Genomic DNA, 17,276 nt, shown 5'->3' on the forward strand with positions numbered 1-17,276 from the left:
TCCACCCCCTATGAATGATGGATATTCACTTTTCAAAGAACGAGTTTTAACTGGAAATGGATTGTTTTTGAGGATTTAAACTTACTATACGAGGAGGGACATAGATGAGAAACCATTGCCGGATCCTGATTGGAGATGATCATGAAGATGCCCGAAAAGCGATGAGAATGATCCTGGAAAGCGATCCGGGTTTTGAGATTGTCGGGGAAGCCAGGACCGGTCAGGAAGTGATCTGTCTCACCGAGCAAATGATGCCGGACATGATCTTAATGGATATCAACATGCCGGATCTGAATGGCTTAGAAGCAACCCGATTGATCAAGGAGCGCTTCCCTTATGTAAAAATTGTGATGGTCACTGTATCTGATGATGCCTCCGATCTTTTTGAAGCCTTAAAAAAAGGAGCGCAGGGTTACCTGTTAAAAAATTTAAATCCCTCCATCTGGTTAGAATACCTACAGTCATTGGCCGCTGATGAAGCCCCGATGCCGAGGGAGGTGGCCCGCCGGATTCTCAACGAGTTCAGCCAGGCACCGTCCCCGCCCCGGGAGTCTGGACTAACGGCCCGTGAACAGGAAATACTGGGCCTTGTCGCCAGAGGACTCAGCAACAAAGAAATCGCCGCACAACTATCCATCTCTGAATATACGGTGAAAAACCATCTAAAAAATATCATGCAAAAGCTTCATTTGAACAACCGGGTTCAGTTAACCCGTTATGCTTATGAACAGGGCTGGGTATCACCGCCGCTTCCCGGAAATGACCATTTATAGTCCGAAAGAGGGATGGTGCAAATCCTTCACCGCCATTAAGATAAGAGCAGAACTTTTCAAATGGGGTTGCATTAGTGAAAGGAGTTTCTAAAGTGAGACAATTATTATACAGGAAATTGGCGATCTGTTTCGCTCTGTTCGCTCTTTTATTAACCGCCTGTAACCAACCGGCAAACCAGCACCAAAATCATAACGGCCAACAAAACACTCCCGCAGCCGAAACACTAAAACTTTCTTTCCAAACCAATCCCGCCAGCCCGGCAGTCGGGAAACACGTAACCTTACAGGCAACGGTTAAAGAAGGCAGTCAACCGGTGGATGATGCAAAAGTGGAATTTGAAGTATGGAAACAGGGAGAGAAGGATCACCAAAAAATTGACAGCAAGCTGGACGGAAAGGGAACTTATACTGCCACTACAGCTTTTCAGGATCAGGGAGAATATCTGGTGATCGTCCATGTCACCACATCGAAAGTACATCAGATGATCAGCGGTAAATTTACAGTCGGACAGCCCCATTCTCATCAGGGCCACGGAAAGGGACTCACCATGCACGTGGTGTTGCCACCGCGGGCAACAAGTGGACAGTCTGCACCTATCACAGCTCATGTGATGCAGGGAGGGAATCCTGTTACCGGAGCAGAAGTTCAGTTTGAATACTGGAGAGAGGGGGAGAAAAAACACGAATATACCGATACGGCTGAGCGAAAGCCGGGAGAATACTATACCAGTATTCGCTTTCCACAACCCGGAACCTATCATGTGAAATTGCATGTTGAAAAAGGTAAGCTCCATGATCATAAAGAGGAGACTTTAGTTGTGAAATAATTTGACGTTGTTCTTTCTATTCACTGCATATATACTGGTATGACAGAGAGCTAAATCCACTTAAAAAGACGAACCTGCAGAGTCCGCAGGTTCGTCTTTTTTTAACTGATGACCGTCGGATTTGTGATGGAATACTGTCCGAGCACAAATAGCATATATATAAGAAATACAGCTAATCCAACATAGGCAAGCCCAAAAGCCCAGCGGGTTTTCGGGGGAACACTATAATATTTGTCATCCCGCTGAATGCCCCCGACTGCTTCATGCTCCGGCGGAATATATTCCCCTTCCAGGTACATACGTACATTGCGATTCTCATGGCCGGGGCGAATCGTTTTTACCAACTGGATATTCCGGACCAGTCCTGTAATCCCCTCAACCTTCGTAAGGGTTCCCACTCCTGGGAATCCTACCTCCAGCACATGTTCCCGCGTTTCCATCACACAATATTGCCGGTAAGGTAGCTCACGGCGATGGTCTTCCCCCGGAATCCACATTCCGGATTCCTCAAACCGATGGGGATCGATCTCTGCTTTTATCGTAAACAGCTTGGGCTTTACTTTTCTTTTTCGTCTGCGTTTAACGTAGACTGCCCACAACTCCCACACGAATAACAGATAGATCAGGGCTAATAAAGGGCTTCTTAAATAAATGATAAGCACCAGCCCGACAACAAGTCCGACTACCCATAGCCAGCGGGTGATGGCAGTTGCAATCCTTCCTCCGTCTAACGGATGAATCGGAATCAAGTTAAAGAGGTTCAGAAAAAAACCAACCATCGCAATGACAAAAAAAAGTTCGTTTTGTGTCCATACCCCCATTCCGTAGCAAGCCAGGGCCCCCAATGTGCCGACCAACGGACCTCCGTATGCAATATACGCTTCGGTCGCCGCATCACTCGGCTGCCGTTTCATCGTGATCAAGGCACCCAAAAAAGGAATAAAGGCAGGGGCTGAGACAGGCAATCCCTTTCTTTTTGCTGCCCACACATGCCCCATCTCATGAATAAAAATCATAATCACAAGTCCCACCGCAAATTCCAGCGGGTATAACAAGGCCCAAGCCCCCACGGAAACAGCCATGCTGATGAGCGTTCCGCCAAACTTTCCAAACTTTAAAAGAGGAATGATCGATTTTAACTTGCCGCCCACACTGACAAGCAAAACAGTAATCCAGCCCAGCCAAGAAACTCTGCGACCGGACTTTTTTCGTTTATCCTGATCCACCCGAGGGCCTCCTTTATCAACAACTTACTACACCTTTTCCCTTTTACGATTTATTCTATCCTGATTAAATCTCAGATTGTCCTAAAAGGTGCATAAATGGACCTATTCACCTCCATTAAATAAAAGAAGAAGGCTTCTGAAAAGAGCCCTCTTGCAGTAAATGGAAATATTTTTTATTCATATCTCAGACACTCAATCGGATTAAGGCGAGCCGCTTTATTTGCCGGCAGGATCCCAAAGACGATTCCAAACAGCATCGAAAAAAGAACCCCGCCAATCGCAACAGGAATGGAAACTGTTGCCGGCCAAACATCCATCGCCTTGAGAACTCCCGAGACTCCTGCACCGATGAGGATACCGATTCCTCCGCCGATCACGGATAATGTGACAGACTCAACCAAAAACTGCATCAGAATATTGCCCCGGGTCGCGCCCATCGCTTTGCGGATTCCAATTTCCCTCGTCCGTTCAGTGACAGAGACCAGCATGATATTCATGACTCCGATGCCCCCGACCAGAAGGGATATTCCGCCAATACTGCCAATCACAATCGTCATGATATTGGCCACTTGCTTAATCCCCTGGGTTAATTGTTCAATATTCTGCACTTCATATCCATCGTCTTTGTTATGATTGCGATTGAGTATATCAACCGCTTTTTTTCCGGCACTCTCCATCAGGCCGGCTTCTTTTACTTGTAGTACAACCTGATCAATCTTCATCGACCCGAAGACGGTTCGCCAAGTCTGCGAGGGGAGGTATATTTCCGAAGTTTCTACCAATCCCTGAAGGCCTTCGGGCTTTTGCAATACGCCAATCACCCGGACAGGCTGGGACTTCACCCGGATAATTTCTCCGATGGGGTCTTTGTCAGGAAACAATTTTTTAGCGACACTATCAGATAAAATGGCTCCACCGCTGCTGCTGTGGAAGTCACCGCTTTGAAAAATACGCCCTTGCCTGACTTTAAGTCCTGATGTCTCCAGGAAAACGTTGCTATTCACACCGAACACAAAGGTTCCGCCGGTCTTTTTATCCCGGTATTGAATGTTAGCCATGTCAAAACTGGACGCAATCACACTTTTGACTTCAGAGATCTGCTTTAAATCATCAAGATCCTTTTGTGTAAACACATTTTCTTCCGGAATAAAAAAAGCGGCATTTTCATCGCGCTTCGGCATCAGATTCACTGTATTACTGGAGCCGGCAAACGCCTCTGTAAGCTGAGCTGTTCCTCCCTGCCCGATGGCTACGATGATAATGACGGAAGCGACACCGATGATGATTCCCAGCATCGTAAGAATGGAGCGCAGCTTATGGGCGAAAATGGAGTCCGTCGCCATTTTAATGTTCTCCCAAATTGTCAAGACAGTCTTCCTCCCCGCCCTGCCTCATCTGCGATGATTTCCCCGTCCCTGATTACGATTTGTCGCTGCGCCCGTTCCGCCACTTCCGGGTCGTGGGTAATCATCACGATCGTTCTTCCTTCGTCATGCAACGCGTCAAAGAGATCCAACACGACACGGCTGGAGTGAGAATCCAGTGCACCTGTAGGTTCATCCGCCAGAAGGACAAGAGGCTGGTTGACAAGGGCCCGGGCAATTGCGACCCGTTGCTGCTGCCCTCCGGAAAGCTCCGCCGGACGGTGGTTCTTGCGATCGGCAAGTCCGACCCGTTGCAGTGCTTCATGGGAGCGTTGCTGCCGTTCTGATTTGGACAGGCCCGCATAAATTAAAGGCAGCTCCACGTTTTTTTGCGCATCCATCCGTGGCAGCAGTTGAAATTGCTGAAAGATAAAACCAATCGTGCGGTTTCTTATAGAGGCAAGGGCCACCTCATCTTCCGTGGAAACATCCTTCCCGTTTAACAGGTAATGTCCCTTTGTCGGCCGGTCCAGACATCCGATGATATTCATCAGCGTCGATTTCCCTGAGCCTGACGGCCCCATGATTGCTACATATTCTCCTTGTTCAACTGTAAAATTAATATTTTTTAAAACCGGTACAGTGAGATGACCCGCCTGGTATGTTTTGTAAATGCCTGTTAACTCGATCATCGTATTTTCACTTCCGCCCCGGAAGCCAGTTCTGACGTGGGATTCACAATCACCTGATGATCAGCGGTGATGCCCGAGACAATCTCGGCAAACTGTTCGTTGCTTCTGCCCACTTTTACCGTCTTTTGGACCGCTTTTCCCTTTTCCACTACAAATACAAACGTTTGCTCCCCTTGCTCTTTGATTGCTGATTGCGGGAGCGCCTTCACCTTTGCTGCCGAAGTAACAATTTCCAGAATCAGGCGTGACCCTAACTTCATCGGTACCGATTCCTTCACATTCAGCTCAACGGGGTAGGTGACCTGTGCATCTTCATTTGCCGCTTCTGCAGCAAGATTTTTTTTGGGCAGGAGTCCTATTTTCTCCACCTGTGCCGACCACTTTTTGTCGGGAAGTGCATCCGTTTTAATCGCAGCTGTTTGTCCTTCCTTTACCTTCAGGGCATCGTATTCGGAGATATTTGCCGTCACCTTCAACTGGCCGAGGTCAGCCACCACTACAACCGGTTCTGAAGCTGATTGGCCAGCTCCCTGATTTTCGTTGATCTGTACCACCGTACCATTATTTTCGGCTCTGACAAATAAGCGATTCTGCCTGCTTTTGGCAAGCTCCAATTGTTTTTGCGCTTGTTTCAACTCTAAACGGGTCAACTGGATCTGCTGATCGATCTCCTCTTTGGAAGCAGCCATTCCCGGATCAGGATTTGGACTGCCGGGAGCACCCTGCCCCGGATTAGGGGAAGGAGTAACGGTTGATTTGCCCAGCTGTTTTTTCTGGCGGTACAAGCTGTTCAGCTTTACTTTTGCTGTCTGAACCTGTAATTCCGCCTGCTCTTTCTCTCCTTTCAGAGTCGGGTTTTCATATTCGATTAATCGATCCCCTTTCTTCACCTTTTGCCCGGGTTTGACAAGGATCTTCTTGAGTTCACCACGATCCGGTTGCAGATAAACCATCTGCTGATTTCCGGCAGATAGTGTCCCCGAGGTGGTCAACTTTTCTTCCAACACCCGCTCTTGCAGGCGAGTTACCTGGACGGTCTCCTCTGCATGTGACTTTTGATAGACTGATATAGTAACCAGCACTGCGATGACAGCCACGATCCCTGCACCGATCCACAGCTTTTTCTTCACTTATCATTCCTCCGGTTTAACTTCTAAGCCCCAAAGCTCTGAAACAATGATGAGACGGCAGAAAATACAGCAACCACACACCAGAAGATAATTGCAATGGTCCAGGCTTTCCCGCGCGAGAGACTGGCAATCACTTGCAGGCCGCTGGCTGTCAAAACCGTACCCCAAATTGCAAATACTTCAATCGCACTCAACAGCCCTTTTACAGCCCCTTCAGCAGGAATGATACTGGCCAGACTGGTCGCTGGAACATTAGGGTCCAAATCAAATGCCGAAAACAGAATAACTGAGACAATCAAAGATAACAGACTGATCACATAGAGATGGAGTTGAAAAGAGAACAACTGCCGGAATTTAGCCTCCCCTTGCATCAACATCACAAAAATCCAGGTGAAAAATGCAGCGAGCAGCGACGAGAAGGGAACGGTGAGGAATCCAACAGCGGTTCCGATACCGATGGTCCATATTTTCATCGTTTCAATATCCAGTGAAACATTCCCCGCACCCCTGAGCGTTTGCTGAAGGTACTGGGGATCATTGACCAACAAATACATCTGTAAGCCGATCAAAGCTGTTGCCAAAACCATTAAAATGATCATCGGCAGCCAGATGGTTGGGTTTTCTTTAATACGCCGATACTGCTTCTCAGGGCTTACGATCATCCCAATTAATGACGGCTTTTCACTCAAACCTTTTTCGGTTTGAATATGTGCCTCCAAAAAACCCACTCCTTTAACCACACTTTTCCTTATATATCTAACCTAACATACAAAAACTACCGATTTGTGTGACAAATTTGTATACAAATTTAATTTTGATAGCTATTTTGATTTTATTTATATAAAAAAACATTCATAACCAGGATAGCCCTAATTATGAATGTTTTTGGTTCATCTTCCTTTTAAAAAGGAACCGGTTAAGGATATTTTAATCTTTTGGTGGCCGAGGGTCAGCTAAAGGATGATCGAACCGGAAAAAAATTATAAAACCTGGCTCAGAAATTGTCTGGTTCTCTCTTCCCGGGGAGACTCAAAGATCTGCTCAGGAGTCCCTGTTTCAATAATTTTCCCCTCATCCATAAAGACAACCACATCAGCCACTTCCTGTGCAAAGCCCATCTCATGGGTAACGACGACCATCGTCATCCCTTCCATGGCCAATTCTTTCATCACCGCGAGAACTTCACCCACCAACTCGGGGTCCAGGGCAGAAGTCGGTTCATCGAAAAGCATCACTTTTGGCTGCATTGCGAGGGCTCTGGCAATTGCGACCCGCTGTTTCTGTCCGCCGGACAGCGAATAGGGGTACTGATCTGCTTTATCTGCCAGCCCCACCTTCTCAAGCAATTCCATGGCAAGCTTTTTCGCTTCATTCTTTGCTGTTTTCTTCACATGTACCGGAGCTTCGATGATGTTTTCCAGTACAGTCATGTGCGGAAAGAGATGAAAGTGTTGAAATACCATTCCCACATTTTGCCGGACCCGGGTCAAATCACTTTGTCTGGGGTTAATCAAGTTCCCTTCCAGGTAGATCTCCCCGCTATCCTCAATCTCCAGGAAATTGAGGCATCGCAGCAAGGTACTTTTTCCTGATCCGCTTGCCCCGATCAGGACAACAACATCTCCTTCTTGCACATGCAGGTCGATATCCTTCAACACATGAAGGTCGCCATACGATTTATTTAACTTATTTACTCGAATCAAACTTGACACCCCTTTGTTCTACATCAAGCCGTTTTTCCAACCATTGAACCAGGAAAGAAAAGATCAACACGAGGACCAAATAATAAAGGCCATTGATCACATAGGTCTCAAATGGCTTAAAATTATCGGCAGCCGCACTTAAAGCTGCAGACCATAATTCCGTTCCACCGATGTAAGCGACAAGTGAAGAATCTTTCAAACCGATAATAAACTGGTTACCCAATGGAGGAATCGAACGCCGAAACGCTTGCGGCAGTATAATTCGCCTCATGGCCAGGCGCTCGGTCATTCCCAGCGAGAGAGCCGCTTCGGTCTGACCCTTATCGATCGACTGAATCGTTCCCCGGAAAATCTCCGCAATATACGCAGCCGCATGAATGGCAAGGGCAATTACGCCTGCGGTAAATGTGTCGAGAGCCACTATTTCAGCCAATCCAAAATAGATGGTCACAACCTGCACAATCAAAGGAGTCCCCCGGATGACGGTAATATAAATGTTTGCAACCCAGCTGAAAACCGGGTTTTTGGAGAGTTTTAAAAAAGCGATAATTAGGCCGAATAAAGTCCCTAAAAGCAAAGACCAGAAAGTGAGTTGAATCGTTTTCCACGCTGCTTCCGAAAAGCCTGTTACTGTTGTCTGAAAAATATCAAAAAAGTCCATTTCGCTGATAATCCCCCCTATAATCTTGATAAATCTTATTCAAACTGATTCCCCTGTCCGTCTGTCAAAATATTGCGATTAAACCATTTACGGCTGATTTTCTCATAAGTTCCGTCTTCAATAATTTGTTCTAAGGCCTGGTTCAGCCTTTGTTGTAATTTTTTATCCCCCGAGTGGACAGCAATTCCCATTTCGTCCATCGTCAGGGGCTGCCCGACATCTTTGATCGGGAATCCCATACTTTTCATCGCATACAATCCTACTGCCTGATCAGTAATCACAGCATCAATCCTGCCTGTCGGCAAGTCCTGAAGAGCGGTAATATCACTGGTGTACTCCACAATATCAGGTGAGTATTCCTTGGCTACATCAAGAAAGGTAGAAGCCTTGACCACACCAATCTTTTTCCCTTTCAGATCTTTATCGGAGCGGATTGAGGTATTACCCTCCTTTACAAAAATCTGGGCGCCGGAGCGGTAATAAGGCTGAGTAAAATCAACAGCCTGGTCCCTTTTTTCCGTGATGCCCATACTCCCGATAATGGCGTCAAATTTTCTTGCTTGCAAACCGGCGATAATCGTTTCCCAGGGTGTTGTAACCGGTACCGGCTTCAGACCCATTTCTTTGGCTAACGCCTTGCCAATCTCCACATCAAAACCTGAGATCTCCCCGCCATTTTTAAAATCTCTATAATTAAATGGCTTATACAACCCACTCATGGCAAATGTAAATGTTCCTTCTTGCAAAGTCAGCTGATCTCCGGATTTCTGCGGGGTACACGCAATCAATAAAAGAATCATGATTAAACAGGCATACACCCAAATAAAGCGTAGTTTTCTAATCTGCAAAACCTCCTTACCTTATAAATAATAATAGAAATTTATAACTATGCGGGGCATTGTAACACTTATACCCTTATCCTTCTGACAATAAACATATAAAGTTATAAATAAACAGAAAAAGAATTGAATAAATTGAGTAGGAGGAGGTGACTAACCCCCGTCCTCTCACACCACCGTACGTCGTTCGGTATACGGCGGTTCACTTAAGTCTGACGAATTAGGTCATATCTTGCCTTTATGCTCTTTAAACCTTGACTCTGCCAGTAGGCAGAGTTTAGTGTTCGATGCAGTATAGGGCTACAAGCGATTCGCCAATATTTCTTACGTGTGTTACCCCATTCATAGGCTTTTTCTTTGGGAACTCCTAAAGAAATAAGCCTTTTTACTTTTGTTTTTGGCTTCTTCCATTGCTTCCAAAGGCACATTCTGAGCCTTCTGCGAAGCCATTCATCCAGTTGTTGGAATGGGGATGGGGTGTCCGCAAGAGAGAAGTAATTGCACCATCCTACCAGAAATACGTTGAGCTGCTCGATTCTTTGCTGTATGGTCAAAGGTTTGGAACGAGAGGTGATCTTCCGAACCCTTTGTTTTGCCCGCTTTATGCTTCCTTTGCTATACGAATTTTCGGTTGAAGATGGTAAGTGAAACTAAATCCTAAGAACTTTCGTCTCCAAGGACGATCTACTGCGCTTTTCTCTTGGTTGACCTTGAGTTTAAGCTTTTGCTCAATAATTGGGTGATCGATTGTTTGACTCTCTCGCCAGCTTTCCGTGTTCTGACATAGATATTGCAGTCGCTTTTCGAGTTCCTTGTCTAACGTATCTAATATGATGTTGGACAGTAACGGACTCAGGGGCCCTCCTTGCGGGACACCCTCTTCACTGGCAACTTTTATGCCATTCACCATGATTCCAGATTCCAGGTATTTGCGAATGAGTTTTAAAATCCGTTTATCTGGAATCTTCTTTGCGAGTAGTCCCATGAGTTTATCATGGTTTACCCGATGGTTGGTAGAAGGCAGCCTTGGGTTCCCCCTTGTACTGCCAGCCCCTAGCAGAACCCGACGTGCGGATTTCCCGCATCGGGCTCCCCAAGATGATTCACTAATTTCGCTCATCAGATATTTGTATGGAGTAGCTTTGGATAGGGTAGTTTAAACCATTCCCTGCTGGTGAGGTAACTCCAATACAAACGGTGTCTTTGACTTCGTCGCCGTAGAGATCGGATCCATTGTCTCTGCACTTCTCTGAAGATGTAATTCAGTTTAGGTAGACAATGGTAAAGAGAAAAGTATTGGTAGAAACCTTTCAGCATCGTGGTCAGGTGTTTTTGTTGATCTCGACGTTTCCAACGGCTGTGTTTCTTTAGCCATTGGTGTACGCGGTCCAGGAATTTCCGACAGCTTTTCGTCGTTGGTATCCTCACTAGTGCGAACTTTCCTTTTCTATCTACTCCACATACATGTTTAAACCCAAGAAAATCGAAAGTCTCTGGACGTTCACCAAATTGGGCTTTACGTTCTTTCGCAAACCGTCCAAAGAGAATCAGTCGCGTCTTTTCTCTGGCCAGTTCCAGTCCGAATTTCTTCATTCGCTCTTCGAGCAAAAGTTGAAATCCTTCCGCATCCCTCTTGTATTCGAAGCAGACTACAAAGTCATCGGCAAAACGAATCAAATATGCCTCTCCTTGGAACCATTTCTTGCACCGTTTCTCAAACCAGAGGTCAAGTACAAAATGGAGATAAATGTTTGCCAAGATGGGGCTAATAGGTCCGCCCTGCGGGCTGCCTTCATCGTTTCTCCTTACCACTCCATTCTCCATGACACCTGCTCTTAACCATTTGCCAATGAGACGAAGGATTACCGGGTCAGCGACCCGGTGTTTTACCATCTTCATCATCCAGTCATGATTGATGTGGTTGAAATATCCTCGAATATCAGCCTCAGATACATGTCGCACTTTTCGGGTCACAATACAAGTACGCAGCTCTTTGAGTGCTTGATGCGGGTTACGTCCTGGACGAAAGCCATAGGAAAAGGACAGGAAGTCTTGTTCAAATATAGCTTCCAGGATTCTCGCTACTGCTCGTTGTACCAGCCTGTCCTCTACCGTAGGTATTCCGAGTGGTCGAGTTTTCCCATCTCCCTTTGGAATGTCTACTCGTCGGACAGGTGGAGCTTTGTACTGGTTCCGTTTCAATCTTTTCCAGATGTCCTGAGTTCTTTCAACGATCTGCTCTTCGAATTTCTTGGCTGTTTCACCGTCTATACCGCTTGCGGCTTTCCTGTTCAGCATGCGCCACGTTTCTTGCAGAAACGCAGGTGTGATCAGGTGGGTAAGAGATGTAAAACGTATTTTCCTATCTTGTTGAGCTTTCTTAGCTATCCTGTTCAGTTTTGTTGACATACTTTTCTACCTCTGTGTGTAGGGTATGTTTCCCTGCCAGGCATTCATCCTGTCCTGCCGCTTCCCCCTGTACATGGCTTTCCCACGCTCCGAGTACTATCAGCAGGTCCGACTTCCACTATGGCATCCGCTCCCCTATGGATGGTCCTTTCAGTCGGCGTACTCCGTTTCCGAAGACCATAGTGGATCTCCCGGGTTCCGTGACACTTCCTTTTCCGTCATGCCGTGCTCTCAGACCCCGCCGAGGTCTCCGATTTCCTCGCCCTTAACGGAAATCTACTGTAGCCTTCCAAGTTTTCGACCTTGTCGGCCCTCGGATTTGAATCACGAGGCTCAATCGCTTCACTTGCGTTACGGCCTGAACGTCGCTCTGTCTACGCTTAGTCTGTGTCGTTACCTTCACAGACCCAAGACTCGATTACGGGTAGGGCGGCTCGTTCCCTTTTCCCGTGCAGGAATTTCACCTGCTGAAAGTGCCCGGCTTAGCCCGGCGCACCAAAGAAGTTCTCAAGGTCTAGGTCGACAACCCATCGATAGCCACTCTCGATGTATTCCTTTGCTTTTCTAACTGCGTCATGTCCTCGTTTCTTTGGGCGAAATCCGTAGCTATGGTTAGAAAAGTTTGGGTCAAAGATCGGGGTAAGAACTTGGGCGATGGCTTGTTGTATGAAACGGTCGGTCACGGTAGGAACACCTAATAGCCGAACGCTTCCGTTCGGTTTCGGGATTTCGACTCGACGGACAGGCATCGGTTCATAGGTTCCATCTTCGATGGAAGCCCGAATCGAGGTCCAGTAGTGCTGGATGTGCGCTCGTAGGGATTCTACCGGCATTCCATCCACACCATGGCTTCCTTTGTTCTTTTCCACTTGTTTCCCGTGACAACAGTTGTTTCATTAACATCGACATAACCTTCCTCGTGAACGTTTCGGTCTATTTGTGCCATTCTTTACTCCACCCTCTTGGAGTCCCCCGTGGGATTCACCACTTCCTCCTCCAAGTAAGCCTATTTCAGGTTGTCTGTCTCATCGTAAAGAATGAACGCCTAGTGAATCGTTCTTCCTCAGTGTTCAGCCCTTCCTCTTTCAGGCGTCCCCTACTTGAGTACTATGGCGTCTGCTGACTTCTGACCGCTCAGCCTTTCCTCACGAAAAGGGTTACCATGTGGGCATGGCATTTCGGTCAGACCTCCCCGGGTAAGAGCGTAGTCTTTCACTCCATCTATCTGCCTCATTTTCTCTCGCCCACCTTCGGTAGCAAGGACTTTATCTTGTTTTGCAAACTCATCCAATGAGCGCTAGCCTCGTATGAGGTTCGTGTTCCTCAGACCGGAGATTTGCCGCCGGCTTCCTTCATATTCCGCCTCGCGGCGGACACCCTTGCCTTAAGCTAATGGCTACTGCTACCTTCACCATTCGGGACTTTCACCCTATAGACTACGCCCATGCCGGGCGCACAAATAAAAACCTACACCGCTTCGGATGTAGGTTGGATTTTTGGTGGAGCTAAGCGGGGTCGAACCGCTGACCTCCTGCTTGCAAGGCAGGCGCTCTCCCAGCTGAGCTATAGCCCCATATTCTGCTGCACTGGGACTATAGTATACAATAGAAAAACCAAAGTCAAGTTTAGCTTTCTATACAGTCTGCCTCACTTTTAAGAATTGCGGGCATTTTAATGACGATAGGCCTGCTTATTGATCTGTATCCGACATCTCCTTCCACATGCGATTCAACTTTTCATACGAAGACGGGTACTCGGCTTGATACTGCAAAAAGGTGGGGATTGGGTAGCGGACTCCCCCTTTGTGCGTTCCGTTAAGGCCGTCTACCATTTCTTGTGCCCGTTTATACGGAAAAGAAAAGGGCATCTCATGATCATGGGTTTGCCCGAAAACCCGGTCTTCGTAACAGGAAAGGATTACCTGCGGCTCCCCGCTCTGCTTGGTGCGAATCACAATGTCGGCACAGTCCGCCCTCGCACTGAAATGGGAGGTAAGAGCCCCTCCATTTTTATATAAGGCGGCGGCTACCATGCGTATCACTTGTGCGGAATTCCCATACACTAACACCAAGTCCGGTTGAAACGCCGCTCTTTTCAACGGACTGATCAACACGGTTCCCTTCTCCTCATCCGTAAACTCTGGAACGGCGGCTTCCGCTTCCTTCCCTGCTTCCATCGTCTCTGTATACATCCCGCAGGCAAGAGTTCCTCCTTCGTAATCGCCTGGCAAATACTTAATTGTACACCAAAATCGCGAAAGGGGCGTTTCGCTCGTTCCGGCAAGGGTTCCTCACTGTTCATGACACGAATGGCCAGCGGAAAAGTATCCGGTCGAACATGTTTTTCTAACTCTTCAGCCACTTGTACCGGTTTCATACCCATCCACTCCCCTGTGCGGTTCATTTCCCCTTTTACTTTGTTTTCGCACTATTCACCGCAAAACCTTTTTTCCAGGGAAACTTCAAACTTTTATACTTACCGCTAATTGATGCAACCGCCTACAACTGGTTCCAAGGAGCTTCTCCGAGACTTCATACCTCGCAGTTCACGGGAAGCGGTCAACAGACCCGCTCCGCCAGCCGGTCTAAAAATCGGGCGATTTCCTTTATTTTAGGGCGTTTCTTGATATCGAACGAGATCGCCCGGGTAACCAATTCATCAAGTTCAGGAGGACAATTGGGACAATAGGTGGAAACGGGCGGGATGAACAGCCCGCTGGCCATTGGGTTTCTCCCTGTCAACATATGGTAGATCATCACGCCCAGTGTGTAAGAGTCATAGAGGTAATCTGTTTCACGATCATCTAAAAAGTCGCCCATCCCCTTCCCCACTCCTTTAGGCAGTGCACCGAGCGGGCCTCCGTAAAGAAAACGGATTGCTTTCCCCGGGGCCAGGACAATATTCTGCGGATGAACCAAGGTAAATTGATGTTCCTCATAAAGACGCAACAAATGGCTGGTAATACCTCGAACAATCCAGCACATTTCCGAAATAGACAGAGGGGTATTCTGATGCAGATAATGGGCCAGCAGTTTCCCTTCAAGGCGATGGAATACCTGGTACAGTATATCATTCTCTATAAAAACTTCGCGTACAGGAAAAAATACCGCATCATCCCGGGACAGGATCTGTTCCTTTTGAATTTTGTCACTGACTGCTCTCACATCAAGCGCATGAATAAACCGGGTCTGCAGTCCCCTTGTGCGCGAACTCACTTCTGTAAAATATAAAATTCCGATAACAAATGGAAAGGATTTCAGCACACGGTATGTATTTCGTATCCATTCTCCCTGTACTTTCATTTCCATGCTGCAATTCTCCTTTAATCCTTTCTTTTCTGTGAAAGTGTGTCAAACGGGGGAAGGCAGACTTCTGTCTCGCTCCCGGCCAGTCGCTAAAAGATCGCTCCCAAGAATTCTGCTTCCCCGGCATGATTCACACTTTTATTCCCGATTGTACCGACGAGTTATGAAAGTTTACCAATCAGCCTAATCAAATCTGTTGATAAAATATATTTTTCTATTCTCCGGATCGTAGAATATGTTGCCCTTTTTTAACACATCGTTATATAACTATGTTTTATTCTATCATGATCCCGTTAAAGCGTGTAGACATTGGGTTTTTCTTCATTATTTTTACAGGTGACTTTCACCCCGCCTGTTAATGAAAGCTTTAACAAAATAGATAGGAAGCTTCAAGTTGCTATGATAAACTGTTAACAACAGTATTTTCAGATAAATAACACAGGCAGGTGTTCCCATGAACAACAAAGCTGTCCGGAGTTGGGTCATGTATGATTGGGCCAACTCCGCCTTTGCAACAACTATTTTGGCTGCAGTCATGCCTATTTTCTACTTTGATGTCGCCTCAAAGGGATTGAATCCGGCCACCTCCACCGCTTACTGGGGATATACTCAGTCGATTGCTCTCATCTTCGTTGTGATCCTGTCCCCTATTCTCGGCGCTATCGCCGATGCTTCAAGTTCAAAAAAACAATTTCTTCGCTTTTTTACCTATATGGGAGTCCTTTCTTCCCTTCTCATGTTCACTATTGGTGAAGGAGAATGGCTTTGGGCTTCTGTCCTTGTCATTCTGGGAACCTTAGCCTTTTCCGGGGGCAATGTTTTTTATGATGCTTTTTTGACAGATATCGCTCCGGAGGAAAAGCGGGATATGGTGTCTTCCCGGGGTTATGCTTTTGGTTATATTGGAGGCGGGATTCTCCTGGCCATTAACCTGGCCATGATCACCTACCACGACAGCTTTTCCCTCAGCAAACTGGCAGCAACTCAAATATCGTTTCTCTCTGTCGGGCTCTGGTGGTTTTTCTTCTCCTTGCCCCTATTCCGAAACGTCCACGAGAAAAAACGGGACAATGGGATCAAACAAACACCGATGTCCCAAATCCTTAACGGATTTAGAAGTGTAGCCAAAACGATAAAAGAAATTAGAAAGTATCCCGAATTACTAAAATTCCTCATCGCGTACTGGTTCTTTAGCGACGGAATTAATACGATCATCAAAATGGCTACTATATACGGGCGGGAAATCGGAATCGAACAAACCGACCTGATCGCCGCTCTCCTTATTACCCAATTTGTCGGATTTCCCTGTACCCTGTTGTTTGGGAAGGTAGCGGAAAAGGTGGGTTCAAAAAATACCCTGCTGATCACCTTAGTCTTCTACCTGGTGATTGTTTCCCTCGGTTTCTTCATGACCTCCTCCTTCCATTTTTATCTGTTGGCCATTATGGTCGGACTGGTTCAGGGAGGAAGTCAGGCCATCAGCCGTTCCATCTTCAGCCGGATGGTTCCGGTTCATCGCAACGCAGAGTTTTTCGGATTTTTCGGACTGTCCGGCAAATTCGCTTCCGTTTTTGGGCCCGCAGTTTTCGGATTCGCCGGACAACTGATGAACTCCAGCCGGGCAGGAATCCTTTCCGTCGCGATCTTTTTTATTGTGGGGATTCTTCTGCTACTGATCGTAAATCCGGAAAAGGGTAAAGAACAGGCGATGTCCGGAGAGCAAAGTGATTACGGCCAGTCCGGGGCTGTGTAGGTTTTGTGGAATGAAATACTATGAAAAGAACAGCGCAAACAGCCGTAAGGAAAGGTTTATGAGCATTCCAACAGGGCTCATGTTAGCATAAAAGGGGATAAAAGTTATGGAATTTTTGGAGTTGAGAACCAAAAATGAACTTCTGGCATCATATCCTGTGATGATAGATTTTTGCCCGGACTTAAGCCAAAATGAGTACCTTGATTACATACAAGAAATGATAAACGAGGCACACCGTCTCTTCTCTCTGAAAATAAATGGAAAAATTGTTTCGGTTGCCACCGTTTCCATCCGGACTGATTTGTCAAACGGCCGACATTTATGGATTTCTGAACTTGTAACATCATCCGTTGAGCGGTCAAAGGGCTATGGAAAAGTAATGATGAACTACTTAAAAGAATTTGCTGTAAAACAAAACTGCAAAAAGATTATTCTTTTTTCAGGCTTGGCCCGGCATCAGGCGCATCATTTTTGGGAAAACCATATGGGATTTGAGAAACGGGGTTTTGTGTTTAAACTTGACATGTAGACAAAAGCTCCTCCTTTGTGGATATAGCCACAGAGGAAGAGCTTTATTTTTTCTGGTCTATTTTT

Annotated in this window: 16 protein-coding genes, 1 tRNA gene and 2 pseudogenes; 4 read left to right on the forward strand and 15 right to left on the reverse strand. The window is 46.6% G+C overall.

From position 1 onward, the window contains the following. Nucleotides 1–104 precede the first annotated feature (104 nt). Together I8U27_RS15665 and I8U27_RS15670 are read left to right on the forward strand one after the other, a co-directional pair. A complete protein-coding gene (locus tag I8U27_RS15665; RefSeq protein WP_181754949.1) occupies nucleotides 105–773 on the forward strand; it encodes a response regulator in 669 nt (222 codons plus the stop codon). Between the two features lie 92 nt (nucleotides 774–865). After that, nucleotides 866–1,600 carry a FixH family protein gene (locus I8U27_RS15670; protein ID WP_181754950.1) on the forward strand — a complete coding sequence of 245 codons (735 nt, stop codon included), beginning with the start codon at nucleotides 866–868 and terminating at the stop codon, nucleotides 1,598–1,600. A 101-nt stretch (nucleotides 1,601–1,701) separates the two neighbouring features. Here I8U27_RS15670 and I8U27_RS15675 read toward each other — a convergent pair whose 3' ends face one another. The 15 genes and pseudogenes from I8U27_RS15675 to I8U27_RS15740 all read right to left on the reverse strand — a co-directional run bounded on the left by I8U27_RS15675 (nucleotide 1,702) and on the right by I8U27_RS15740 (nucleotide 14,932). Further along, nucleotides 1,702–2,826, reverse strand: a complete 1,125-nt coding sequence (locus I8U27_RS15675) for a site-2 protease family protein (protein ID WP_309506189.1) — start codon at nucleotides 2,824–2,826, stop codon at nucleotides 1,702–1,704. 173 nt (nucleotides 2,827–2,999) lie between these two features. Further along, the gene (locus I8U27_RS15680) at nucleotides 3,000–4,193 is read right to left on the reverse strand and encodes an ABC transporter permease (protein WP_181754952.1); all 1,194 of its coding nucleotides are present in this window, start codon (nucleotides 4,191–4,193) and stop codon (nucleotides 3,000–3,002) included. After that, complete coding sequence (locus I8U27_RS15685) at nucleotides 4,190–4,882, reverse strand: ABC transporter ATP-binding protein (RefSeq protein WP_181754954.1); 693 nt, start codon at nucleotides 4,880–4,882, stop codon at nucleotides 4,190–4,192. The genes I8U27_RS15680 and I8U27_RS15685 overlap by 4 nt, the downstream gene beginning before the upstream one ends. Continuing rightward, a complete protein-coding gene (locus I8U27_RS15690; protein WP_181754956.1) occupies nucleotides 4,879–6,012 on the reverse strand; it encodes an efflux RND transporter periplasmic adaptor subunit in 1,134 nt (377 codons plus the stop codon). The genes I8U27_RS15685 and I8U27_RS15690 overlap by 4 nt, the downstream gene beginning before the upstream one ends. Nucleotides 6,013–6,035: 23 nt before the next feature. Next, nucleotides 6,036–6,731 carry a Yip1 family protein gene (locus I8U27_RS15695; RefSeq protein ID WP_181754958.1) on the reverse strand — a complete coding sequence of 232 codons (696 nt, stop codon included), beginning with the start codon at nucleotides 6,729–6,731 and terminating at the stop codon, nucleotides 6,036–6,038. A gap of 261 nt (nucleotides 6,732–6,992) precedes the next feature. Further along, nucleotides 6,993–7,715 (reverse strand): amino acid ABC transporter ATP-binding protein, encoded by a 723-nt coding sequence (locus tag I8U27_RS15700; protein WP_181754960.1) that lies wholly within the window; start codon nucleotides 7,713–7,715, stop codon nucleotides 6,993–6,995. Further along, nucleotides 7,699–8,376: an amino acid ABC transporter permease gene (locus tag I8U27_RS15705; protein WP_181754962.1), complete on the reverse strand. Its 678-nt coding sequence runs from the start codon at nucleotides 8,374–8,376 to the stop codon at nucleotides 7,699–7,701. The genes I8U27_RS15700 and I8U27_RS15705 overlap by 17 nt, the downstream gene beginning before the upstream one ends. 35 nt (nucleotides 8,377–8,411) lie before the next feature. Continuing rightward, nucleotides 8,412–9,176, reverse strand: a complete 765-nt coding sequence (locus tag I8U27_RS15710; protein WP_181754969.1) for an ABC transporter substrate-binding protein — start codon at nucleotides 9,174–9,176, stop codon at nucleotides 8,412–8,414. A 245-nt stretch (nucleotides 9,177–9,421) separates the two neighbouring features. After that, nucleotides 9,422–10,221 (reverse strand): annotated as a pseudogene (locus tag I8U27_RS15715) (group II intron maturase-specific domain-containing protein); the annotation flags it as partial. Nucleotides 10,222–10,334: 113 nt separating this feature from the next. Further along, a complete protein-coding gene (gene ltrA, locus I8U27_RS15720) occupies nucleotides 10,335–11,624 on the reverse strand; it encodes a group II intron reverse transcriptase/maturase (RefSeq protein ID WP_269751023.1) in 1,290 nt (429 codons plus the stop codon). Nucleotides 11,625–12,121: 497 nt separating this feature from the next. Continuing rightward, a pseudogene (locus I8U27_RS15725) lies at nucleotides 12,122–12,493 on the reverse strand (reverse transcriptase domain-containing protein); the annotation flags it as partial. Next, nucleotides 12,448–12,570: a hypothetical protein gene (locus tag I8U27_RS21420; protein ID WP_374057950.1), complete on the reverse strand. Its 123-nt coding sequence runs from the start codon at nucleotides 12,568–12,570 to the stop codon at nucleotides 12,448–12,450. The pseudogene I8U27_RS15725 and the gene I8U27_RS21420, both read right to left, overlap by 46 nt. Before the next feature lie 551 nt (nucleotides 12,571–13,121). After that, nucleotides 13,122–13,197: transfer RNA gene (locus tag I8U27_RS15730), tRNA-Ala, on the reverse strand. A 117-nt stretch (nucleotides 13,198–13,314) separates the two neighbouring features. Next, nucleotides 13,315–13,854 carry a DUF169 domain-containing protein gene (locus I8U27_RS15735; protein WP_232345563.1) on the reverse strand — a complete coding sequence of 180 codons (540 nt, stop codon included), beginning with the start codon at nucleotides 13,852–13,854 and terminating at the stop codon, nucleotides 13,315–13,317. Nucleotides 13,855–14,182: 328 nt separating this feature from the next. Next, entirely contained in the window at nucleotides 14,183–14,932 is a 750-nt protein-coding gene (locus I8U27_RS15740; protein ID WP_181753602.1) for a protein kinase family protein, read from the reverse strand. Between the two features lie 451 nt (nucleotides 14,933–15,383). On the opposite strand from I8U27_RS15740, the gene I8U27_RS15745 reads away from it, so the two are divergent. Together I8U27_RS15745 and I8U27_RS15750 are read left to right on the forward strand one after the other, a co-directional pair. Then, nucleotides 15,384–16,682, forward strand: a complete 1,299-nt coding sequence (locus I8U27_RS15745) for an MFS transporter (RefSeq protein ID WP_181753604.1) — start codon at nucleotides 15,384–15,386, stop codon at nucleotides 16,680–16,682. Between the two features lie 106 nt (nucleotides 16,683–16,788). Continuing rightward, nucleotides 16,789–17,211, forward strand: coding sequence for a GNAT family N-acetyltransferase (locus tag I8U27_RS15750; protein ID WP_181753606.1), 423 nt, complete (start codon nucleotides 16,789–16,791; stop codon nucleotides 17,209–17,211). Nucleotides 17,212–17,276: the final 65 nt, after the last annotated feature.

It is taken from the genome of Paenactinomyces guangxiensis (genome assembly GCF_016055185.1).
Taxonomy (GTDB): domain Bacteria; phylum Bacillota; class Bacilli; order Thermoactinomycetales; family Thermoactinomycetaceae; genus Paenactinomyces; species Paenactinomyces guangxiensis.